Genomic DNA, 22,731 nt, shown 5'->3' with positions numbered 1-22,731 from the left:
TGCGGGAACCCGGCTGATGCTCACAGGGCTGCTGGGCATGCTCGCCGTGCTCCTCGGGGACTTCACCTGGCTGATGGCAGTCGGGCGTCACCCCGCAGAGGCGCTGTTCGACGCCGCCCGGGTCGTCGCCACCGTCGGCCCGGCGACCGCGCCCCATCACTCCACCGTGTATCCAGTGCTGGCCAGCGCGTTCATGCTCAGCACCATCGTCTTCAGCGCCATGTTCACCGCCGGCCTCATCGACCGCATGCTCAGTCCCCGGCTCGTCGGGCTGATCGGCCCGCGCACCATCCCCCGAACGGGCCATGTCATCGTTGTCGGCATGGGCCAGGTCGGCCTGCCCCTGTGCGGTGAATTCCGGCGCTTGGGCGTGCCCGTGGTGGGCGTGGAGCGAGATCCTCACGCCGCAGGCGTGCGCCTCGCCCGTTCCCTGGGCATCCCGGTCCTGACCGGCCACGGTGGCGACCGCGCCGTACTGGAGAGGCTGCACCTCCACCGGGCGCGAGCCCTGGCCGCCGTCGGGTCGACGACCTCGACAACATCGCCATCGCCGTGCACGGCGTCTCACCAGGAAAACGCGTGGTCCTGCGGGCAGGCGAACACGAAGTGATCGCCGAGACCCGATCCCTCCTGCCCCTGGGCACCATCCGCGACGTCACCAGCCTGTCCGCCGCCTACGTCCTGGCCCGCCTCCTGGACACACCGGCCACCGGCGTCATCGCCCACCAGCACCGCATGTTCATCCAACTGCCCACGGGCGCCTTCGCGGCCTGGCCGCTCGCGGCCCGCCACGGATGCGCCCATGTGGATGTCGCGCTGTCTTCCTGAACGGCCTTCGCCGACACCGGTTTCAGTAGGAGGCCACCGGGGCGCCGAAGAGAGAATCGTCGGGGACGATGCCCAGGCCAGGGCCTTGCGGTCGCTTGATGTGGCCGGCTTCGACGCGGAGCCCGTTCTCCTGATCGTAGTGACCGTCGATGTGGGGGGCCGCCAGCCAGACGCCTTCGAGCAGTTCAGGTGCCACCGTCGCGCCGATATGGGTGCAGGCGGCGGCGATGATGTCGCCGCCCCACGAGTCGTCGCAGGTGTGCGGCAGGTTCCTCGCCGCGCACAGGTCGCGGAACGCCCGCATCGGGTGCAGTCCGCCGATGCGGGTGACCTTCATGCCGAAGCCGTCGACCAGTCCGGTGCCGGCGGCGGTGATCACCGTGTTCAGGCTGGTGCCGTTCTCGTCCATGTAGATGCCGTGACCGACCTGCGGCCGGATCTTCCGCAGGTCCTCGATGGTGGCGCAGGGCTGTTCCAGGATGAACGGGATCTCCGGGCACTCCCGGCTCAGGCGCAGCGCGTCGCGGGTGGTCAGGCAGCGGTTGCCGTCCACCGCCAGCCGCATCCCGGAACCGCGGATGACCTCCCAGACCTTGCGGACGGTCTCGATGTCCTCCTCGATCGGCCGCCCTCCGATCTTGATCTGCAGACGCGGGTAGCCCTCGGCATGTTTCTCCGCCGCGATGCGGGCGGTCTCGTCCGGCGCGCCGACGCCGATGGCGTAGTAGGACGGAACGCGGTCCGTCAGCGCGCCACCGAGCAGGTCGGACACGCTGAGGCCGAGATGTTTGCCCAGGAGGTCGTGAGCGGCGATGTCGAGGGCGGCCTTCGCGTAGGTGTGGCCATGGAGCAGGCCGTCCATACGCCGGTGCAGCGGTACCGGCAGCACCTCGGTGCCGATCAGCCCCGGTGCCATCTCGCTCAATGCCGCCACGGCTCCCGCGGCGTGCGATTCGGCGTAGGTGGGGCCGACCGGGCAGGTCTCGCCCCAGCCGAAGAGTCCGTTGTCGGCGACCAGTTTCACCAGCGTCGTGGAAAGGGACCGGATTTCTGAATGGCCCATCCGGTAGGGGCCGTTGTGGACCGGCAGATCGTGCCGGTAGACATGGATCTCGGTGATCTTCATTTACCGAACCTCCGGTGGGGCTTCACTTGAGCAGCCTTGGTGTCAATGGCCCCGGTCGATCCAGTCCTGGAGGTGCGGGGTCTCGCCGCCGATCGAGGTGTCGGCGCCGTGTCCGGTGTGGACGATCGTCTCCGGGGGGAGGGTGAGCAGTTCGCCGCGGATCGAGCGGATGATGGTCGGGAAGTCGGAGAACGACCGGCCGGTGGCACCGGGGCCGCCCTGGAAGAGGGTGTCTCCCGTGAACACGGCCCCCAGTGCGGGTGCGTGCAGGCAGACCGCTCCCGGAGTGTGACCGGGGGTGTGCAGGACGACCAGTTCCGTGCCGGCCACGGCAAGCACGTGCCCGTGGGCGAGGGGGCCGTCCGGCGTGCGGTCGGGGTGGGTCTGCTTCCACAGCTCGTGGTCGTCCGCATGGAGCAGGACCGGTGCCCCGGTCCTGGCGGCGACTTCCGGGGCCGCGCCCACATGGTCGTCGTGAGCGTGCGTGCATACGATGGCCCGCAGCACGCGGTCCCCCACCGCCCGCGCGATGGCCTCTGCATCGTGGGAGGCGTCGATGACCATCACCTCGTGGTCGTCGCCGACGATCCACACGTTGTTGTCGACCTCCCAGGTGCCGTCGTCCAGCGAGAACGTGCCCGAGGTGACGAGGTGTTCGATGCGAGCGCCGGTCATCAGAGCACCACCACCGAGCGCAGGACGTCACCGTCGTGCATCCTGGCGAACGCCTTCTCCACCTCGTCCAGGGAGATCGTCTCGGTGACGAAGGAGCCAGGTCCAGACGTCCCTGCAAGTGCAGATCGATCAGCATCGGGAAGTCACGGGAGGGGAGACAGTCCCCGTACCAGGACGACTTGAGCGCGCCGCCCCGCCCGAAGACGTCCAGAAGCGGCAGTTCGACCTGCATCTGGGGGGTGGGCACGCCCACCAGCACGACCGTGCCGGCGAGATCGCGGGCGTAGAACGCCTGCCGGTACGTCTCCGGACGGCCCACCGCCTCGATGACGACGTCGGCACCGAAGCCGCCTGTCAGGTCACGTATCGCACCGACAACCTCCGTGTCACGGGAGTTGACCGTGTGAGTGGCGCCCATGCTCTGTGCCGTCTGCAGCTTCCGGTCGTCGATGTCCACGGCGATGACCTTCGCCGCCCCCGCCAGCCGCGCGCCGACGATCGCCGCATCACCGACACCACCACAGCCGATCACCGCGACACTGTCACCACGCCCCACATCGCCGGTGTTGATCGCCGCCCCGATGCCGGCCATCACCCCACACCCCAGAAGACCGGCCACCTCCGGGGCAACAGCCGGATCGACCTTCGTGCACTGCCCGGCCGCCACCAGCGTCTTCTCCGCGAAGGCACCGATACCGAGGGCGGGAGACAACTCGGTGCCGTCGGTGAGGGTCATCCTCTGCTGCGCGTTGTGGGTGTCGAAGCAGTACCACGGACGCCCACGCAGACAGACCCGGCAACTCCCGCACACCGCACGCCAATTGAGAATCACGCAGTCACCGGGCTCGACGTCGCTCACACCGTCGCCCACTGACTCCACCACACCCGCGGCCTCATGGCCCAGGAGGAAGGGGAAGTCGGCGCTGATGCCTCCCTGCTTGTAGTGCAGATCGGTGTGGCACACTCCGCACGCCTGCACCCGGACCACGGCCTCACCCGGACCGGGATCAGGAACCACGATCGTCTCGACCCGCACCGGCTCGTCCTTGCCCGGCGCGATGACGCCGCGTACTTCCTGTGCCATATCCAGCTCTCTCCTCGAATTACCGCGTTCCGATGGGTGGTTCGGGCCGTTCGTGCGCGCCGTACTCCTGCGCGGTGGCGAGGCAGGCGGTGGGAATGCCGGCCATGATGGCCGCGAGTCGGCGGTCGGTGTCCTCGAAGGACCAGGCGTCACGGGTGGCGTTCTGCCGCATCTCAAGTGCCGAGGTGGCAACGCCGCCTGCGTTGGCCGCCTTGCCGGGACCGAACGCGACGCCCGCCTCCTGGAGCAGCCGTACGGCCTGCGGCGTGGTGGGCATGTTGGCGCCCTCGGCGACCGCCACCACTCCCCCGGCCAGCAGAGTCCGGGCCGCCTTGCCGTCGAGTTCGTTCTGCGTGGCGCAGGGCAGCGTGACCGAGCAGGGCACGTCCCAGACGGAACCGCCCTCGACGTACCGGGCCCAGAACTCCTTGACCAGTCGACGTCGATGCCCGCCTTGTCGACGACATAGCCGCCGGAGTCGGACATCGCGACGACTCTCGCGCCGAGTTGGCGCGTCTTCTGTCACGGTGCCGTACCCGGTGGCCTCCGTCCGTACATGGGAGCCGCCCCAGGCCAGGCCCTTGCCCGTGAGTACGCGGACTCGTAACGGTTGGTGATGCGCTTGTACTGGCCGAGAGGCAACCGTCATGAACGACTGCCAGAACCGCATGATCTCGCTGTCCGAGCGGCCCCTGGGGTCGAAATAGGCGCCGCCCTTGCCGCCGCCGATGGGCAGACCGGTCAGCGCGTTCTTGAAGATCTGCTCGAAGCCGAGGAACACGCGGAAGACCAACTGCCGCTCCGGCTCGCACAGGCGCTCCAGGATCCGGTGGCGGACGTACTCGGGGTGGCGGGCGCGCATGGGGTCCAGGGACTCCAGCACCTCACGTGCCGTCTGGTGGAACTCCAACTGTGCGGGATCCCGTGCCTGGAGGGCGGCGTATATGCCGGCGGTCAGGCGAAGGTCCGGGGCTGGGGCCGCGTCCTGCTGAACGGTCATGAAGTCACCTTCAATCGCCCCAGCTCATGTCGGGGTCACCGAGAACATCCAGGTCGACCTCGATCCCCAGCCCCGGCGAACCGCCGGGCAGCACGCCACCTTCGGTGAACCGGACGTCGACCTGCGCCGTCTTCAGGGTCACCATGTCCTCGCAGTTCAGGACGCAGCGGAGCAGTCGCTCGGGGACGGTGGCGCCGAGTTGGACGATCGCGGCGAAGGCGATGGACGAGCCGACGGTGTCCTGCACACTGACGGTGAGGCCGGAGGCTCGGCAGATGTCCCGTTGGCGGCGGCCGGGGGTCAGACCGCCGGCTTTGGAGATCTTCAGTCCGATGCCGTCGGCGATGTCCTCGGCCGCGATCAACGCGATGTCCTCGTCGGATTGGGCGAGTTCGTCGATCAGGATGGGGTAGGGACACCTGCTGCGCAGCGACTTCGTTTCACGCCAGGTGGCGCAGGGGGCCTCGACGGCGAAGTCCAGACCGGGCGGCAGCAGCTGGATCATGCGCAGGGCCGTCTCCGGGAGCAGTCCGCCGTTCGCGTCGGCCAGGAAGAACTCTCCCGGACGCCGGTCTGCGAGGCACGCGGTGATGCGTTCGGCGTCGAGGGCCGGCCCGCCTTCACTGTCCAGAGAGCCGACCTTGATCGAGTGGCCCAGATACCCCCTCGCCCGGTGATCGGCCACACGGGCACGCATCTCCTCCGGTTCGCCCGCGTGGATGGAAGAGATCATCGGCATGGGGAGGTCCGTGGATCCGCCGAGGAGCTCGCACACCGGCAGGCTCACCGACTTGCCGAAGGCATCCCAGCATGCGACGTCGAGGGCGGTCTTGGCACTGTTGTGGCCGACCAGGGTGGCGTCCATCAGCTCGGCGATCCGGTCCGTCCGGCGGGGATCCCGTCCCAGCAGGGCCGGCGCCAGCTCCGCGATCCCGGCGCGGGTGCCCAGCGGGTGCGCGGCGACGTAGGTCGAACCGAACGGAGTGCTCTCGCCCCAGCCCTCGGTGCCGTCGTCGCAGGTGATACGGACGATGGACGCGTCGAAGGACTCGTATGTGCGGCCGCCCGAGAGATGGTAGACCCCGCCCGAGTACGGCAGTTCGACGTTGTAGAGGTCAATACGCGAGATCTTCATGCCGTGTTCCCTCCGGAAGGCGGGACGAGCACCAGCTTTCCGAGGTGCTGTTTGCTGAGAAATTCCTCTTGAGCGCGGGCAATGTCCTTCAGGGGGTAGGTGCGGGAGACGACCGGCCGTACTTCGCCGCGTTCGACGTAGCCGATGAGGTTCTCGAAGACCTCGTCCTCCTGGAACGTGCAGCCGAAGAGCGAGAGATCCCGGAGATAGAGCGTGCGCAGGTCGATCTGTGCGGTCGGCCCGCCGATGGCGCCCGCGACGGCGTATCGCCCGCCGGGGCGCAAAAGATCCAACAGCTGCGGAAACTGCGGACCGCCGACAAGGTCGATCACCACGTCGACGGATCCTCGGCCGAGTTCAGCGATCAGATCCGTGCCCCGGTCGACGGTCCCTTCGGCGCCCTGCGCCAGGACACCGGCGGCCTTCGCGGCTGAGGAAACCGCGATGACCGTCGCACCCCGGCGCCCCGCGAGCTGCACGGCGGCGAGTCCGACTCCCCCCGACGCACCGGTCACCAGCACCCGCTCCGGCCCGACGGCAGCCCTGTGCAGCATGTTCTCCGCGGTGGAGTACGCGCACGGTACGGCAGCCAGCTCCTCGTCGCTCCAGTCGCAGTGCACGGCATACGTCTCCCGGGACGGAGCGACCGTGAACTGGGCGAAGCCTCCGTCGCACTCGCTGCCGAAGGTCCAGCACTCGAAGGGCCGATAGTCGACGGGCGTGCGCAGCATGTTGCGCACCAGGACCCGCTCGCCGACGCGGTCGGGCGAAACGCCCTCGCCCACCTCCATGATCCGGCCGCAGACGTCCGCTCCCTGGATGCGCGGGAATTCGAGAGCCTTTCCCGACCACGTGGCGTCCACATCGTCGACGGCGTCGAACCCGGACCTTCCTCCTTCCCCGGTCCCGGAGGTGACCGCCTTCGAATACCACCCGATCCGTGTGTTCACGTCGGTGTTGTTGATCCCGGCGGCGGCTACCTGGATGAGCACCTCGCCCTTTTCGGGGCGGGGAACCGGTACATCCGTCCGGTATTCGAGTTTTTCCAGCCCGCCACGGCCGGTGAGCACCGCTGCGGCCATGGTCCGGGGCTGTGAAACGGGACGGTTTCCCACTGTGCTCCTTACTTCAGCCAGGAGTCGACGACCGACTTGTTCTGGGCCATCCATTCCTTGGCGGCTTCCTGCTCATTCCCCTCGCCCTTTTTCTGGATAAGCAGTTCGAGCTCGCCCAGCTGGTCCGAGGTGAGCTTGAAGTTCTTCAGCCAGCCGGCCACGTCGGGGTGGTCGTCGGCGAAGCCCTTGGGGGCGATGGCCTGGACCTTGTCGGGCTTGCCGTAGGCGCCCTCGGTGTCTTTGAGGGCCTTCAGCGGAAGCTTCGTGTAGGCCCAGTGCGGCCGCCACAGGGTGACCACGATCGGCTTCTTGCTCTTGATCGCACTCTGCAGCTCGGAGAGCATGGCGGGGGTGCTGCTCTCGGTAAGCTGGAAGTCGTCGAGGCCGTACTTGGGCATGACGCTCGTTCGGGTCAGCCGCATCAGGCCGGTTCCCGCCTCGATGCCGTAGATCTGGCTGCCGAACTCGGAGGCATGGGCCTTGAGATCGGCGATGGTGTTGACGTCCTTGACGTAGGTGGGAACCGTCAGGTTGAGGTCGGCCGGCTCGTACCAGGTGGAGGCGACGTCCAGCTTGTCGCCGAACTTCTTCCAGTACGGCTCGTGTGTGGTGGGCAGCCAGGCGTCCAGGTAGAGGTCGATCTGTTTGTTCGCGACACCGGCGTAGGAGCTGGCGATGTCCAGTTCCTGGACGTCGATCTTGTACCCCTTCTCCTCGAGAATCTGCTTCCACAGGTACGTCGCGGCGATGTCCTCGTCGTAGCCCGGGGTGAAGGAGATCGTCAGGCTCTTGGAGTCGCCCCCGTCGTCCGAGCCGGAGTCCACGGTCGCGGTCTGTCCGCTGCAGGCGGTGGCGACCAGGGTGAGGGCGGCGGCTGTACAGCCGACGAGGAGTGAGCGGCCTGAGGTGTGGTTCATGAGCGGTTTCCTGTTCTCAGGGGTGTTCTCAAGGGGCCTTCACACCGAAACCGGAGCGGCGGCTGGTTCGGGAACGGGAGTCGAGGCTGTCTCGTCGGCCGTCGCGGCGGGCCGGGTGCGGTTCTTGCGGGGCCGACGCTGCCTCGGCGCGGCCAGGGCGCCGGTGGTGCGGTCGAGGAAGATGGCCAGGAAGACGACGGCGAGTCCGCCCTGGAAGCCGACGCCCACGTCGAGGTTGCTGACGCCGCGTACGACGATGGTGCCGAGGCCTTGGGCGCCGACCATTCCGGCGATGACCACCATCGACAGCGCCAGCATGATCACCTGGTTGACGCCGGCCATGATCGAGGGCAGTGCGAGCGGGAGCTGGACCTCCCGCAGGATCTGCCGGGGCTTGGCGCCGAACGCGTGCGCGGCCTCGACGACTTCCTTGTCTACCTGCCGGATGCCCAGTTCGGTCAGGCGCACGGCGGGCGGGACGGCGAAGATCGTGGTCGCCACGACGCCCGGGACGAGGCCGATACCGAAGAAGGCGACGGCCGGGATGAGGTAGACGAACACCGGAAGCGTCTGCATGAAATCGAGCGCCGGCCGGACGATCGCGCTGGCCAGCCGGCCCCGGGCGGCCCAGACGCCGATCGGCACCCCGATGACCACCGCGAGCGTGGACGCGACGAGGACGACCGCGAGGGTCTGCATCGCCTCGGTCCACAGGCCCATGCCCTGGATGAGCAGGAAGGCGACGACGGTGAACGCGGCGAATCCCCACTTGCAGGCGAAGAACGCGAGCACCGCGAACACGACCGTGATGACGAGCGCGTGCGGTGCGGTGAGGACGAAGAGGAAGGCGTTGACCAGATCCGTCATCACCGAGGAGACGGCGTCGAAGAAGCCGCCCAGATGCTCGGTGAGCCAGTCGACGGCGTACTGGACCGGGGTGCCGAGGTCGATGGTGAACAAGGTGTCGGCGGAGAGACTAGACATGGGCCGCTTCCTTCGGTGTATCGCTCGGGTCCGTGGTGCGGGCGTCCGAGAGCGCGGTCAGCAGGGCGGCACGGGGGACCACACCGCGCAGCTTTCCGTCGTCGTCGGTCACCGCCAGCGGCACGACATGCCGCCCCACCCGCGGGCACAGATCCACCAGCAGGGTGTCGGGGCCGGTCTGCTCGTAGTCGTCCGTGAGGCAGTCGTGCAGGGAGGTGCGGCCCTCCTTCACCGCCTGGGCCAGCAGCCCGTCGTGGGCCACGCCGACGATGCGCCCGCCCTCCAGCACGAAGACGCCGAGCGCCTCGATGCGTGACAGGCGGCTCAGCACGTCCCGGGGGTCTTCGCTGACTTCGGCCGTCATCAGCGGCTCGCTCATGATGGTGCTCGCGGTCAGCACGCGGGAGCGGTCGACGTCGGAAACGAAGTCGCGGACGTAGTCGGACGACGGCGTGTGGAGGATGTCGGTCGCGGTGCCGAGCTGCACGACCCGCCCGTCCTTCATGACCATGATCCGGTCGCCCAGGCGCATCGCCTCGTTCAGATCGTGCGTGACGAAGACGATCGTGCGGCGCAGGTCCCGCTGGAGGCTGAGCAGCAGATCCTGCATGTCCCGGCGGATCAGCGGGTCGAGCGCGCTGAACGGCTCGTCCATCAGCAGGACCTCGGCGTCCGTGGCGAGCGCGCGGGCGAGCCCGACGCGCTGGCGCTGTCCGCCGGACAGTTCACTGGGGAGGGCGTCTCCCCGGTCGCCGAGTCCGACCGTCTTCAGCGCCCAGTCGGCGCGCTCCAGCCGCTCGGCCTTGTCGACTCCGCGGATGCGCATGCCGTAGGCGGCGTTCTCGCGGACGGTGCGGTGCGGGAACAGCGCGAAGTGCTGGAAGACCATGTTGATCTTGCTGTTCCGCAGCTCCCGCAGCTCCGCGTCGCCCATCCCCAGCACATCGCGGCCGGCGATACGCAAGGTGCCGGAGCTCGGCTCCACCAGCCGGTTCAGCATGCGGAGCAGGGTCGACTTGCCGGAACCCGACAGCCCCATGATCACGAAGAGTTCTCCGGGCGCGACGTCGAACGTCACGCCGTCGACCGCGTGCACTCCGTCGGATCGCGAGCCGTAGATCTTTTTCAGACGGGATGCCTCAATCACCGTGCCCCACCTCCGGGGATCCGCACGGGGGCGGAAAGTGAGCCAGTCTTCGCGGGCTGCCGTCTCGCTTTGCGAAACAGATGTGCAATGCGGTACGACGATGTCCCCGCACGGAGCGACTCGTCAAGGCCCCTGCAGGGAGGAGATGGCGAAATCGCGCTGGACTGTGATCAACGGCAGGCACACCACACGGATGTCGGCACTGGCCTGTAAGCGGCTGACCCGGACCCTCCGGAACGCCTCGGCCGCTCGACTACTCTTCCGTCATGACCAGCAACGGGAGCCGCCCACGTGACCACTCGGTGCAGTCCGTCGACCGCGCCGTGTCGATCCTTCAGGTTCTGGCGAAACAGGGCCCCAGTGGCGTGACCGAGATCGCCGAGGCACTCGCCGTTCACAAGTCGACCGTGTTCCGACTGCTGGCCACACTCGAATCACGGGGCATGGTCGAGCAGGACGCCGAGCGCGGCCGGTACCGAATCGGGTTCACCGTGGTCGAACTCGCCACCGGGGCCGGCAAGGTCAACGACCTGTCTGTGCTGAGCCACGCCATCTGCCAGGAGCTGGCCGCGGCCGTGGGCGACACCGTGAACATCGCGATCCGCGACGGAGACGATGTGATCAGCATCGACCAGGCGATCGGCTCGTCGATCATGAGCATCGACTGGGTCGGCAAGCGCACCCCGATACACGCCACCTCGTCGGGCAAGCTCTTCATGGCCCACATGACCCCGGACGAGATCGCGGAGATCTTCGCGAAGCGTCCGAAGAAGTACACCCCGCACACCATCGTCGACCCGACACGCCTCGCGGCGGAGCTCGAAACGGTCCGCGAGCGGGGATACGCCGTCACCAGCGAGGAGCACGAGGTCGGACTGGCCGCCATCGCCGCCCCGATCCACTCCCTGACCGGCAAGGTCATCGCGGCCGTGACACTGTCCGGGCCGACCTTCCGCATCAACGAGGACACCGTTCCCCACCTCGCGGAACAGCTCCTGGCAGCTGCCGCGAAGATCTCCTGGCGCCGCGGGTACGTGAAGCGCGGCTGAGCACGGCACCTGACTGAGGCGGCCTGGCGGGACCGAGTGACGCCGGGCCGGAGCGGATCGGGCAAGCCAGGACTCTTGACGGCTGCGGACATCCAGGCTCACCATTTGTCTCGCATAGCGATTGTGTATCGCATAGCGAAACAAATGCCGACCAGGGCTGATCCCTTCCTGAGGCGCGGCGCGATCAAGCGCAGCCGACGCCATCAGCCCAAAGCGTCCGGAGGAGCGGCCGTGCCCTCAACCACCCTGGATCCCCTGCTCCAGCCCTTCCAGCTCAAGCACCTCACCCTGCGCAACCGCGTGGTCAGCACGTCCCACGAACCGGCGTTCGGCGAGGACGGCATGCCCAAGGACCGCTACCGCGCCTACCACGTCGAGAAGGCGCGGGGCGGGGTCGGTCTGACGATGATCGGCGGCTCGGCGGTGGTCTCCCCCGACAGCCCGCCCGCCTTCGGCAACCTGCTGCTGTACCGCGACGAGATCGTGCCGTGGCTGCGCGGGCTCGCCGAGGAGGTACACGAGGCCGGGGCCGCGGTCATGTGCCAGGTCACCCATCTCGGCCGCCGTACCAGCAACTACGCCGGCGACTGGCTCCCGGTCGTCTCCGCCTCCCCGCTGCGCGAGCCCGCACACCGCGCCTTCCCGAAGGCGGCGGAGGAGTGGGACCTGGACCGGATCGTCGCCGACTACGCCGCCGCGGCGGTCCGCTGCAAGGAGGGCGGCCTCGACGGCATCGAACTCGAGGCGTACGGCCACTTCCTCGACAGCTTCCTCTCCCCGTCGACCAACCACCGCGACGACGAGTGGGGCGGCAGCTTGGAGAACCGTCTCAGGTTCCCGCGGCGGGTGATCCGCGCCGTCCGTGAGGCCGTCGGACCTGGCTTCGTCGTAGGCATCCGGATGTCGTTCGACGAGGCGCGCCACGGCGGCCTCGCACCGGACGAAGCCCTCACCGCCGCCGAGCAGTTCACCACCGACGGTATCGACTTCATCAGCGCCATCCGCGGCTCCATCGAGAGCGACGCGTCCCTGGCGAAGACGATCCCGTCCATCGGCACCCCGCTCGGCCCGTACCTGGAGTTCACCGGTGAGATGAAACGCCGACTCGCCGTCCCGGTGCTGCACGCGGCCCGCATCGCCGACATCGCCACCGCCCGACACGCCCTACGCGAAGGACTCCTCGACCTGGTCGGCATGACCCGCGCGCAGATCGCCGACCCTTACCTGGTCGAAAAGGTGAAGTCCGGCCAGGAGGACCGCATCCGCCCCTGCGTCGGCGCTAGTTACTGCCTGGACGCCATCTACGACTCCGGCGACACCAAGTGCATCCACAACCCGGCCGCCGGCCGCGAACTCCAGCTGCCCCACGTCATCTCGCCCACCATCGGCCGCCGGAAGAAGGCAGTGGTCGTCGGTGCCGGGCCCGCCGGTCTCGAAGCGGCCCGGGTGCTGGGCGAACGCGGCCACGACGTCGTCCTGTTCGAGGCCGGCGACCAGCCAGGCGGTCAGATCAGGCTCGCGGCGTCCAACCCCCGCCGCCACGATCTGATCCAGATCGTCGACTGGCGCTTCCTCAAGTGCAAGCATCTCGGCGTCGACTTCCGACTCGGGACGTATGCCGAGGCCGGAGACGTCCTCGCCGAACACCCGGACGTCGTGATCGTCGCGACCGGCGGCATGCCCAACCGCGCTTTCCTCGCCAAGGGCGAAGAACTGGTCTCCGACACCTGGGACGTGATGACGGGCTCGCTACGCAACCCGCGCGGGGCGATCCTGGTCTACGACGACCACGGCGGCTACCCGGCCATGGACGCCGTGGAGATGCTGACCCGGTCCGGTGCCCGGATCGAGTACGTCACCCCCGAGCGCACGCTCGCACCCGATGTCGGCAGCATGAACTCCCCCGCGTACATAAGGACGTTCACCGAGTACGGCGTCACAATCACCCTCACCCAGCGGCTGCGCTCCGTGCGCCGCACGCCCGACGGCCGCCTCGCCGCGACGCTGTACAGCGAGTACACCGAGGCCGAGACCGAGCGGATCGTCGACCAGGTGATCGTGGAGCACGGCACGCTGCCGAACGACGAGCTGTACACCGATCTCCTCCCCGGCTCGACCAACCTCGGCGAGGTCGACCTGCGCGCCCTGCTGGCCCACGAGCAGCAGACGGTGGTCCGCAACGAGCAGGGCCGCTACGAACTGTTCCGCATCGGCGACGCCGTCACCTCCCGCAACATCCATGCCGCGATCTACGACGCGCTCCGGCTGTGCCTGCCGATCTGAACCCGAACGCCACGTCAACTCCTGAGATTCACCGGAGACATGCGATGAACCCTGCGACACCCACCGCCGCAGTGGGCGACCTCGTCACCCGGCGCCTTGTCGGACACAGCCTGGAAGCCCCGTTCTACGTCAGCGAGGAGCTCTTCGGCCTCGACGTCGAAGCGGTCTTCGCCCGGCACTGGATATTCGTCGCCACCGAGGCCGAGGTCCCCGAGCCCGGCGACTACGTCACCGTCACGCTCGGGCCGTACTCCGTCATCATCGTCCGCGACGACGACGAGGACGTACGGGCCTTCCACAACGTCTGCCGCCACCGCGGCGCCCGCATCCTCAACGAGGAGCGCGGCTCGGTCGGCAACATCGTCTGCGGCTACCACCACTGGACGTACGGCGTGGACGGCAAGCTGCTGCACGCCGAGTCCCAGGCGCCCGACTTCGACCGCTCGTGCTTCGGGCTGCGATCCGTGCACGTGCGCACAGTGGCCGGACTGGTCTACATCTGCCTCGCCGCGGAACCGCCCGCCGACTTCGACGAGATCATCACCCGCGTCGAGCCTTACCTCGCCCCGCACAACCTGGCCAGGGCGAAGGTCGCCACGCAGATCGACCTGATCGAGAACGCCAACTGGAAGCTGACCCTGGAGAACAACCGGGAGTGCTACCACTGCACCGGCCACCCCGAGCTCCAGGCCTGCTACTTCCCCATCTACGGCTACCAGGAGCAGGACGTCCCTGCGGTCCTGCGCCCGACGTACGAACGCTTCCTGCGGGCCGACGCCGATGCGCGTGCGACCTACGAGGAACTCGGTCTGCCCTACGCCACGATCGAGGAACTGGACACCCGCCCGACAGGCTTCCGCATCCAGCGCGAACCCCTCGACGGGGCCGGCGAGTCCTACACCGCCGACGGCACGGCGGCCTGCAAGCGCCTGCTGGCCGACTTCCCCACCGCCCGCCTGGGCCGACTGTCCTTCCACACCCAGCCGAACGCCTGGTTCCACCTCATGGCCGACCACGCGATCACGTTCTCCGCGATCCCCCTCGGCCCCGACCGCACCCTCGTGCGCACCACCTGGCTGGTGCACGCCGACGCCGTCGAAGGCGTCGACTACGACCTCGACACCCTGACCAAGGTCTGGAAGGCCACGAACGTCCAGGACGCCGTCTTCGTCGAGCGCGCCCAGCGGGGCGTGAGCAGCCCGGCCTATGTGCCGGGGCCGTACGCCCCGACGGAGGCTCAGGTCGAGGCGTTCGTCAACTGGTACGTCACCCGGCTCGAGGCACACCTGGAGCAGCAGCGATGACCGAGACCGAGGAACTGCTGGTGTGCCGCCAGGTCCACCCGCTCACTCACGACGTCACCACGTTCGTCTTCGAGTACGCCGAACCCCGCCTCTTCCGGCATGACCCGGGCCAGTTCGTGACACTGACCGTCGACATCGACGGCCGCCCCGTGCAGCGCTGCTACACCATCTCCTCCCCGCCCACGCGCCCCTTCCTCCTCTCGATCACGGTCAAGCGCGTACCCGGCGGACTGGTGTCGAACTGGCTGCACGACCACCTCAAGCCCGGCGACACCGTGCGCGCACACGGCCCGCTCGGAGACTTCTCCACAGCCCGGCACCCGTCGTCCAAGTACCTCTTCCTGTCCGGGGGCGTCGGCATCACGCCGTCGATGTCCATGACGAGGACGCTGTACGACCTGGCCGACCCGGCCGACGTGGTGTTCGTGCACAGCGCCCGCACCCCGGCGGACATCGTCTTCCGTCACGAACTCGACCTCATCGCCGCGACCGCGCCCAACATCCGCGTGGTCCACGTCTGCGAGGAGGACCGGCCGTACGCACCCTGGGGCGGATACCGCGGCCGACTGACGCTCGAAACGCTGCGACAGGTCGCCCCCGACTTCCTCGACCGCGAGGTCTTCACCTGCGGCCCCGGCCCCTACATGGCCGCCGTACGCACCATGCTCTCGGACGCGGGCCTCGACATGGACCACTACCACGAGGAGAGCTTCACCTTCGAGACGCAGATCGCGGCGGCCGAGGCCTCGCCTGCCGCCGGAACACTCGCCGGCTTCAAGATCGAGTTCACGCGCAGCGGCCGCACGATCGAGTGCGCCCCCGACACCGCGATCCTCGCCGCCGCCTCCCGAGCCGGGCTCAGCCTGCCGGCCTCCTGCGCCCAGGGCATGTGCGGCACCTGCAAGGCGACCCTGCTCTCAGGCTCCGTCGACATGCGCCACAACGGAGGCATCCGCCCGCGCGAGATCGCTCAGAACAAGGTCCTTCTCTGCTGCTCGAAGCCGTTGGAGGACCTTGTAGTCGAGGCATGACCGTGAAAGGTGTCGCGTCAATTGCACGCGCCCACGCGGCCACTGCTCCCGAAACCCCCTCCCAGCTACGTTTCCGCAGGTCAGAAGGTTCTCGTATTGGTGCCCGCTGGTGGGGCGGATGGGACACGACTCGGGCCTGTACGGGTGACGCTTCTCGCCCTTGGCTTACTCGGTGGAAGCAGGGCAAAACCGACTGGCCGACCCTGCCACGGGCTACGGCCCACGGCCCACCTCCGTTGGACGCCGCCGCCAAGGCCCACGCCCGGCTGGCTGAGGGCGACCTGAACGGACGGATCGTGCTCATTTCCTGAAGCCGGGCAACACTCCAGGTAGGAGGGGCGAGGTGGAGCGGGGCGCCGCCGCAGCCCACCAGGCGCGCGACTCGACGCTCTTCGCCTCCGGCTCACCACACTGCTGGACGCGGCCCGCCTCGACTGGGGAGGTAGCAGCCGGGCGAAGGAACTGCCACAGCCCGTCGATGAACCGGTAGGTCGTCTCCGGCCGCCGCCGTCGAACGGTTCAACTTCCCCGTCTGTGAGGCAGAAGCATCTGCCGCACGCGCGGCGGCAAATTTGCCATGACGCACCACACCCGGCGCTTCATGGCCTCGACGCGCTGCATTGCCGGGGCACCAATGAGGTGCGCGTGTCGATGCGCAGCTTGCGGCACCGCAGCAGCTTGTCCTCGACCAGCTTGCTCCGCAGGGCGGCTTTCAGCTCTTCCACCGCCTGCGGTCCGCGCGGCGCACCAGCCAGCGTCCTTTTACCCCCGAGGCACGTAACACCACCCTCACCCTCGGCCACAACCGCTTCCACTGTCGTGGCCATAACCCGGCCCTCACCTGCTCTCCCTCAGAGGCAGACCGGACTTCCTCAAGGACACGTAGCCAGGCCAAAACAGCGATCTCCCTCTTGCATGTTCTATGGCATATAACATAAGTTACTCACAGGTAGCCACGCTCGACGGGCATCAGCATCAGGAAGGTGGTGGGGCGGGTGAGCCCGCGCAAGAGTGACAGCCGTGACCGGATGATCCTCAGTGCAGCTGTGCTGTTGGCCGAGTACGGGGCCAGCGCCACGAGTGTCGACCGGGTACTCGCTCACGGCGACGCCCCGCGCGGCTCGGTCTACTACCACTTCCCCGACGGGCGAGCGCAGCTGATCAACGAGGCGGTCGCGCTCGCGGGTGACTTCATCGCGGGGCTGATCGACGCCGCCATGCAGACTGATGACGCGCTGGCGGCGATCGACGCCTTCTTCGGGCTCTGGCGTCAACGGCTCGTCGACAGCGACTTCCGCAGCGGCTGTCCGATCGTGGCGGTGGCCGTTGAGACCAACGACGACGCGCCGCAGCTGGCCCGCTCGGCGGCGGCCGTCTTCGCCCGTTGGCAGGAGGCCCTAGCCTCCCTGTTCCTGAAAAACGGCCTGGCGGAGGAGCGCAGCAAACGATTGGCCGCGTTCGTCATCGCCGCGGTCGAAGGCGCGGTGATCATGTGCCGTGCCGAAGAGAGCACCGCCCCACTCGAGGCGGCCGCAGCCGAGATCCACGAGCTGCTCGCCCTCACCCTGCCTCGCCGTCCCTGAGCCGCGCCACTTGCCACAGGCGTGGCGCACACCCCATCCCACCCACATCCAGGAGGACTCATGCCCACGCTCGACCGTCAGGAAAGCGTCTTCGTACTCGACCTCGGGGGCGACGAGAACCGCTTCCACCCTGACTGGATCAACTCCGTCAACGCCGCGCTCGACGAGGTCGAGAAGGCGGAGGGCCCTCGCGCCCTGGTCACCGCCGCCACCGGCAAGTTCTACTCCAACGGCCTCGACCTGGACTGGCTGTTCGCCCACGCCGACCAGCACCAGGACTACGTCATCTCGGTCCATGAACTGTTCGCACGGATGCTGTCGCTGCCGGTCATCACCGTGGCCGCGCTGCAGGGGCACACCTTCGCCGCCGGCGCGATGTTCTCCCTCGCCCACGACTTCCGCGTGATGCGCGCCGACCGCGGCTACTGGTGCCTGCCCGAAGCGGACATCAACATCCCCTTCACCCCCGGCATGGCCGCCCTGATCCAGTCCCGGCTGTCGCCTCAGACCGCCCACGCGGCCATGCTCACCGCCCGCCGCTACGGCGGCGCCGACGCCGCGGCCGCCGGCATCGTCGACCAGGCGGTCAGCGAGGACTCCGTGCGCTCCACCGCGATCGAGATCGCCCAGGCGCAGGTGAACAAGGCCGGCGACACCCTCGGCACCATCAAGGCCCGCATGTACGCCCCTGCCCTGGCCACGCTGCGCGACACCACCAATCCCATGGGCTGACCTCACGGTCCGCACCTCCCCACCCGCCGCGCCCCACCCCCTGGCTGCGGACTCCCACGCCAAAACGGTTGGCGGTGTTGACGAGGAGAAATCACATGACTGACCAGGCCGACACTGCCAGTTGGCACAAGACCGCATGCATTCTGTGCGAGAACAACTGCGGCATCCAGATCCAGACCGACGGCCGGCGCTTCGCAAAGATCCGTGGCGACAAAGAACACGTCGCCACCAGCGGCTACACCTGCAACAAGGCCCTGCGCCTCGACCACTACCAGAACGGTGTGGAACGCCTGACCACGCCTCTGCGCCGAGAGGCAGACGGCAGCTTCACCCCCATCGACTGGGACACCGCTGTGCGCGAGATCTCCGCCCGCCTGAAGTCGGTGCGCGACACTCACGGCGGCAAGTCGATCTTCTTCTACGGCGGCGGAGGCCAGGGCAATCACCTCGGCGGCGCCTACAGCGGCGCCCTGATGGGTGCACTGGGCGCTCGCTACCGCTCCAACCCCCTGGCCCAGGAGAAGACCGGCGAAGGTTTCGTCGACGCCCATCTGACGGGCGGTCACACCGTCGGGGACTTCGAGAACGCCGAGGTCTCGATCTTCATCGGCAAGAACCCCTGGCAGACCCACGGGGTCTCCCGGGCCCGCACCGTGCTCAAGGACATCGCCAAGGACCCCGCCCGCACCATGATCGTCATTGATCCGGTGCGGACCGAGACCGCCGACCTCGCCGACATCCACCTGCAACTGAGGCCCGGAACCGACGCCTGGTGCCTGTCCGGCATCCTCGGCGTCCTGGTCCAGGAGAACCTCGTCGACCACGCCTTCCTCGACATCCACACGACCGGGGCGGCAACCGTACTCGAGCAGCTGAAGGCTGTGGACGTCGCTCACTGCGCCGCCACGTGCGGACTGGACGAGGAACTCCTGCGCACGACGGCCCGCCGGGTTGCGTCCGCCTCCAGCGTCTCGACGTACGAGGACCTGGGCGTTCAGCAGGGCCCCAACAGCACCCTGGTCTCCTACCTCAACAAGTTGATCTGGCTGCTGACCGGCAACTTCGCCAAGCAGGGCGCGATGCAGCCGCACTCATGGGTCGTACCGCTCGCCCGTTACAGCACCCGCCCGCGCCGCACCCCCGTCACCGGCGCGCGGATGCCCGGCGGCCTGGTGCCCTGCAACGTCATCGCCGAGGAGATCCTCAACGACCATCCCGACCGGTTCCGGGCGATGGTCATCGAGTCCTCCAACCCGGCGCACTCCCTTGCCGACTCCGCCGCCTTCGCCGAGGCCCTCGACAAACTCGACCTGGTCGTCGTCATCGACATCGCGCTGACCGAGACCGGGCGCCGGGCCGACTACGTGCTGCCGGCCGCGTCCCAGTACGAGAAGTGGGAAGCGACCTTCTTCACCTTCGAGTTCCCGCACAACACCTTCCACCTGCGTGCCCCCGTGCTCGACCCACTGCCCGGCACGCTGACCGAACCCGAGATCTACGCCCGCCTGGTCCGGGAACTCGGCGCCGTCCCCCGTAGCCGCCTCTCCCTGCTGCGCGCCGCGGCCCGCCTCGGCCGCACCCCGTACAAACTCGCTTTCGCCGCCCTGGCTGTCCTCGACAAGAGCACCATCAAGTTGGCCCCGTATCTGCTGTACGAAACCCTCGGCCCCACCCTGCCCGACGGTGCCCGCTCCGCCGCTGTGCTGTGGGCGCTCTGCCAGCGCATCGCCAAGGAGTACCCCAAGGCCATGCGCCGCGCCGGGCACGGCGACGCGGAAGCCCTGTTCGAAGCGATCCTCAAGGGCCGTTCCGGAGTCACCTTCACCGAGGACGAGTACGACGACGCCTGGGGCTACGTGCCTCATCCCGGCCACCGCATCCCGCTTCCCATCCCCGAACTGCTCGAACTGCACACCGGCCTGGACACCACTCCGGCCGTGCACACCACCGAGGAGTTCCCGATCGTCCTGGCCGCCGGCCAGCGGCGTGCGTTCACCGCGAACACCATCATTCGCGACACCACCTGGCGCCTGCGCGACAAGGGCGGCACGCTGCGCATCAGCCCGCACGACGCCGAGCAGCTCGGACTCGACAACGGGGCGCCCGCCCGGATCACCACCGAACGCGGCACCGCAAACGCCACCGTCGAGATCGACGACCGCATGCAGGCTGGACACGCCGCCCTGCCCAACGGTTTCGGTCTCGACCTGCCCACCGGCCACGGCGGGATCGAACGCACCGGCGTCGCCCTCAACACCCTCACCGACTTGCGCCGGCGCGACCCCATCGCCGGCGTCCCGTGGCACAAGCACGTGCCCGCCCGCATCGAGGCTCTCCCCGCCTGACCCTCCACCCGCGAGAGGCCAACACGTCCGCGGACCCCGCTGCACGGGTTCGCGGACCCGCGGCACACCCCAAGGGCAGCACCCCGGAGTAGGTATGGACGCCCCACGCCTTGGCCGTCCCGCCCACGGAGTGCCTTCAACACACCCTCGGCGTCCTCGTGTCCGCAGAAAACCGCAACACCGCAGCCTGGACCGTGGCCCGGGTTCGCTGCTTTGCCGACGGCGTACGCCATGACCCTCTCCACCAGGGCAGGCCCGTCAGCCCAGCAGCGCGAGCAGCCGCGCCAGCCCCTCCATGACGGGCCTACCCGCCTCGCCCACGGTCGGCGCGATCTGCGAGACGGACGCCAGGATCATGCCGCCCTCACGTAGGTCGGCCCGGTCGGGGGTAAGCGCGGGCAGCAGGTTGTCCACGGCCTGAGCCTGGCCCGAGGTGAGCTCCGGGCGCAGGTCGTTGAGGAGACAGGTGAGGTCCCTCACTGCGGCTTGGAGCTCAGTGTCCTGAGCGGTGCTGTCGTTGTGGACTACGGTGCCGTGATGATGCCAATGATCCTTTCGGCGCCTTCACGTTGACGACGTCTCCGTAGTAGTTCGATGTGTCGCTCATAGTCTGATCCCTGTGTTTCCCCTGCCGCCGTTCATGTTGACGACGGAACCGAAGTTGTTCGTGGTGTTGTGCTGCTCGAGGACGGCGGAGAACTCGTATTCCGGGTGGTCGATCGCGTACACGATCTGCCCGGCGATCACCCGCAGTTCATCCATGGTCGGCAGGGTCAGGACGACCCTGGAACCGCTGTTCAGCTCGACGACCAGCACCGGCTTCCTCGACCAGAGCAGGACGGCGCAGACAACGACCAGGGCGAACAGGGTCAGGACGCCCGGGGCAGAGCCGCCGCCCCCGTCCGTGGAGTCGAGCCGGGCGGAGACCAAGTAGGCCAGGACCACCAACAGCAGGAAGTAGATGCCGGCCTTGCCCCAGGCGGGCTTCAGCCTGAACACTTCGACCCAGCTGACATTGCGCAACGGAACCGCCGCCGACCCCACCCACAGGATCTGCCGCTGGACCCGGAGTTCCAGCGGCTTTCCCCTGCGCGGAGGCAGCGGCATCGGCGGTATCTGAGGAGGCGCCTGCGGAGGCTGAGACGGGGGCCGGGGCGGAAGCTGTGGTGGCGGCCCGGGAGGTGTCCCGGGAGGTGGTACTCCGATGCCGCCCGTGTGATCCATGGTTCCCCCGTGCTGTCGTCACACCACCCGCGCAGTGCGTGGCGCGGGAGCATCATTAAGCCTGTGTGGCGTCGTGGGACGGCAGACGAGATACGGCCAATTTGCCTTGCTCCCGCACGGGTGAGCTGGGGGTTCGCCGTCGAGTGCAGGGGACTGTGGACTCTCCGGATACCTCGAAGCCGCCCACATCACTGTCGAGTCTGTCGTAGTCGTGTATGCGTGGCGCAGGGCTTTCGGCAGCCACGCGATCGGCGAGTCCCAAGCGCAGGCACCGGGCCGACCCGCCATGTCACAGCCTCACAGGCGGAACGCGCTTGCGTGGGAGAACAGGGTTCCGGGCTCACAGGTAAACAGGGCATGCCCGACGTCTGGCGTCCGGGAGTATCCCAGGTTCCGCTCGGCGACCTGTGAGGTTGCGGAGGGCGAGGTCACAGGAGGTTCGTGTGGGCGCAGCGGTGCTGACCGCAGTCGGCGCGCCCCATGCAGAAGGCCCGCGGCATCTGGCCCGGGCAGGGGCAGATCGGGTTGTAGTCAGGGGTGTCCTCGCCGGGATGGACCGTCTCGCCGAACGAGGGATACGGCCCAGGCGATGCCCCTCCAGTCTGCGAGCAGCTCTTCGTAGTGGTGTCCGATGGCGCTGTGCTTTTCCCAGACCGCGACGACGGCGCAGTGCTCCAGGTGCTCGCTCATGCCGGGCTCCCCACGGAGCCGGCTGGCTCCGTGGCGCGGGTGAGAAACGCGGCGAGGGCGGGTTCGGCGGTTACTGCACACGGGCCTGGTGAGGGTGGTGCGGGTCGGTGGGGCAGGCGTACAGCTGGAGGGTGGCGGCGTCGGCTACCTGAAGCATTGCCGGGGTGGGGGATGACCCGTGGTCTTCGAGGGGGGTCCAGGAGGCGGACTCGTCGGTCCACTCGGTGGAGGCGAGAGTGAGGAGCGGGGTCATCCGCGCCTCGCAGGCGGGGCAGGGCACGGGTTCGGGGTCGGTCAGGCCCCAGGCGGGCCAGCCGCCGACCTTCGAACCGGGGGCGTAGGAGAGATCGTTGAGGTAGGCGAGTTCGTCGCCGTCCCAGGTGTCGGGGTCCTCGAGGCGGGCGGCGAGGTCCGGCTCCAGTTCCATGGGGTCGGGGTACTCGGTGACCTGCTCGGGGGCGAGGAGGCAGGGTTCGGGG

At 68.4% G+C, this 22,731-nt stretch carries 19 protein-coding genes and 3 pseudogenes; 9 read left to right on the top strand and 13 right to left on the bottom strand.

Going from position 1 to position 22,731, the window contains the following annotated elements:
- Positions 1–16: 16 nt before the first annotated feature.
- Positions 17–610, top strand: coding sequence for an NAD-binding protein (locus L0P92_RS20115; RefSeq protein ID WP_234764183.1), 594 nt, complete (start codon positions 17–19; stop codon positions 608–610).
- The gene (locus L0P92_RS20110; RefSeq protein ID WP_234764182.1) at positions 607–828 is read left to right on the top strand and encodes a hypothetical protein; all 222 of its coding nucleotides are present in this window, start codon (positions 607–609) and stop codon (positions 826–828) included. Before L0P92_RS20115 ends, L0P92_RS20110 begins: the two co-directional genes overlap by 4 nt.
- 22 nt (positions 829–850) lie before the next feature.
- Here the strand turns inward: L0P92_RS20110 and L0P92_RS20105 are convergent, their stop codons facing one another.
- The 9 genes and pseudogenes from L0P92_RS20105 to L0P92_RS20065 all read right to left on the bottom strand — a co-directional run bounded on the left by L0P92_RS20105 (position 851) and on the right by L0P92_RS20065 (position 10,011).
- Entirely contained in the window at positions 851–1,954 is a 1,104-nt protein-coding gene (locus L0P92_RS20105) for a mandelate racemase/muconate lactonizing enzyme family protein (protein ID WP_234764181.1), read from the bottom strand.
- A 42-nt stretch (positions 1,955–1,996) separates the two neighbouring features.
- Entirely contained in the window at positions 1,997–2,629 is a 633-nt protein-coding gene (locus L0P92_RS20100) for an MBL fold metallo-hydrolase (protein WP_234764180.1), read from the bottom strand.
- A pseudogene (locus L0P92_RS20095) lies at positions 2,629–3,713 on the bottom strand (S-(hydroxymethyl)mycothiol dehydrogenase). The gene L0P92_RS20100 and the pseudogene L0P92_RS20095 overlap by 1 nt, the downstream one beginning before the upstream one ends.
- Positions 3,714–3,768: 55 nt before the next feature.
- Positions 3,769–4,623, bottom strand: a pseudogene (locus L0P92_RS20090) (Glu/Leu/Phe/Val dehydrogenase dimerization domain-containing protein); the annotation flags it as partial.
- 100 nt (positions 4,624–4,723) lie between these two features.
- A complete protein-coding gene (locus L0P92_RS20085) occupies positions 4,724–5,848 on the bottom strand; it encodes a mandelate racemase/muconate lactonizing enzyme family protein (RefSeq protein WP_234764179.1) in 1,125 nt (374 codons plus the stop codon).
- Positions 5,845–6,930, bottom strand: coding sequence for an alcohol dehydrogenase family protein (locus L0P92_RS20080; protein ID WP_234764178.1), 1,086 nt, complete (start codon positions 6,928–6,930; stop codon positions 5,845–5,847). The genes L0P92_RS20085 and L0P92_RS20080 overlap by 4 nt, the downstream gene beginning before the upstream one ends.
- 41 nt (positions 6,931–6,971) lie before the next feature.
- The gene (locus L0P92_RS20075; protein WP_234764177.1) at positions 6,972–7,880 is read right to left on the bottom strand and encodes a glycine betaine ABC transporter substrate-binding protein; all 909 of its coding nucleotides are present in this window, start codon (positions 7,878–7,880) and stop codon (positions 6,972–6,974) included.
- A 39-nt stretch (positions 7,881–7,919) separates the two neighbouring features.
- Complete coding sequence (locus L0P92_RS20070; RefSeq protein WP_234764176.1) at positions 7,920–8,864, bottom strand: ABC transporter permease; 945 nt, start codon at positions 8,862–8,864, stop codon at positions 7,920–7,922.
- Complete coding sequence (locus L0P92_RS20065) at positions 8,857–10,011, bottom strand: quaternary amine ABC transporter ATP-binding protein (RefSeq protein WP_234764175.1); 1,155 nt, start codon at positions 10,009–10,011, stop codon at positions 8,857–8,859. Before L0P92_RS20065 ends, L0P92_RS20070 begins: the two co-directional genes overlap by 8 nt.
- 266 nt (positions 10,012–10,277) lie before the next feature.
- Here L0P92_RS20065 and L0P92_RS20060 point away from each other — a divergent pair, with 266 nt between their 5' ends.
- The 4 genes from L0P92_RS20060 (at position 10,278) to L0P92_RS20045 (ending at position 15,678) form a co-directional block, all read left to right on the top strand.
- Positions 10,278–11,060, top strand: a complete 783-nt coding sequence (locus L0P92_RS20060; protein ID WP_234764174.1) for an IclR family transcriptional regulator — start codon at positions 10,278–10,280, stop codon at positions 11,058–11,060.
- A 231-nt stretch (positions 11,061–11,291) separates the two neighbouring features.
- The gene (locus L0P92_RS20055) at positions 11,292–13,343 is read left to right on the top strand and encodes an oxidoreductase (RefSeq protein ID WP_234764173.1); all 2,052 of its coding nucleotides are present in this window, start codon (positions 11,292–11,294) and stop codon (positions 13,341–13,343) included.
- Positions 13,344–13,387: 44 nt separating this feature from the next.
- A complete protein-coding gene (locus L0P92_RS20050) occupies positions 13,388–14,647 on the top strand; it encodes an aromatic ring-hydroxylating oxygenase subunit alpha (protein ID WP_234764172.1) in 1,260 nt (419 codons plus the stop codon).
- Positions 14,644–15,678 (top strand): FAD-binding oxidoreductase, encoded by a 1,035-nt coding sequence (locus tag L0P92_RS20045; protein ID WP_234764171.1) that lies wholly within the window; start codon positions 14,644–14,646, stop codon positions 15,676–15,678. Before L0P92_RS20050 ends, L0P92_RS20045 begins: the two co-directional genes overlap by 4 nt.
- Before the next feature lie 599 nt (positions 15,679–16,277).
- On the opposite strand, the gene L0P92_RS20040 is transcribed toward L0P92_RS20045, so the two are convergent.
- Positions 16,278–16,505 carry a hypothetical protein gene (locus L0P92_RS20040; RefSeq protein WP_234764195.1) on the bottom strand — a complete coding sequence of 76 codons (228 nt, stop codon included), beginning with the start codon at positions 16,503–16,505 and terminating at the stop codon, positions 16,278–16,280.
- Positions 16,506–16,673: 168 nt separating this feature from the next.
- Here L0P92_RS20040 and L0P92_RS20035 point away from each other — a divergent pair, with 168 nt between their 5' ends.
- The 3 genes from L0P92_RS20035 (at position 16,674) to L0P92_RS20025 (ending at position 20,338) form a co-directional block, all read left to right on the top strand.
- On the top strand, positions 16,674–17,261 hold the full coding sequence (locus L0P92_RS20035) for a TetR/AcrR family transcriptional regulator (RefSeq protein ID WP_234764170.1): 588 nt from the start codon (positions 16,674–16,676) through the stop codon (positions 17,259–17,261).
- A gap of 60 nt (positions 17,262–17,321) precedes the next feature.
- Positions 17,322–17,993, top strand: a complete 672-nt coding sequence (locus L0P92_RS20030) for an enoyl-CoA hydratase-related protein (protein ID WP_234764169.1) — start codon at positions 17,322–17,324, stop codon at positions 17,991–17,993.
- 95 nt (positions 17,994–18,088) lie between these two features.
- Positions 18,089–20,338: a molybdopterin-dependent oxidoreductase gene (locus L0P92_RS20025; RefSeq protein ID WP_234764168.1), complete on the top strand. Its 2,250-nt coding sequence runs from the start codon at positions 18,089–18,091 to the stop codon at positions 20,336–20,338.
- Positions 20,339–20,596: 258 nt separating this feature from the next.
- Here L0P92_RS20025 and L0P92_RS20020 read toward each other — a convergent pair whose 3' ends face one another.
- The 3 genes and pseudogenes from L0P92_RS20020 to L0P92_RS20010 all read right to left on the bottom strand — a co-directional run.
- Positions 20,597–20,818 carry a hypothetical protein gene (locus tag L0P92_RS20020; RefSeq protein ID WP_234764167.1) on the bottom strand — a complete coding sequence of 74 codons (222 nt, stop codon included), beginning with the start codon at positions 20,816–20,818 and terminating at the stop codon, positions 20,597–20,599.
- 123 nt (positions 20,819–20,941) lie between these two features.
- Positions 20,942–21,445, bottom strand: a complete 504-nt coding sequence (locus L0P92_RS20015) for a DUF6232 family protein (RefSeq protein WP_234764166.1) — start codon at positions 21,443–21,445, stop codon at positions 20,942–20,944.
- A gap of 877 nt (positions 21,446–22,322) precedes the next feature.
- A pseudogene (locus tag L0P92_RS20010) lies at positions 22,323–22,731 on the bottom strand (hypothetical protein); the annotation flags it as partial.

The organism is Streptomyces muensis (assembly GCF_021474425.1).
Classification (GTDB): domain Bacteria; phylum Actinomycetota; class Actinomycetes; order Streptomycetales; family Streptomycetaceae; genus Streptomyces; species Streptomyces muensis.
This window is presented reverse-complemented; position numbering and strand designations above follow the sequence as displayed.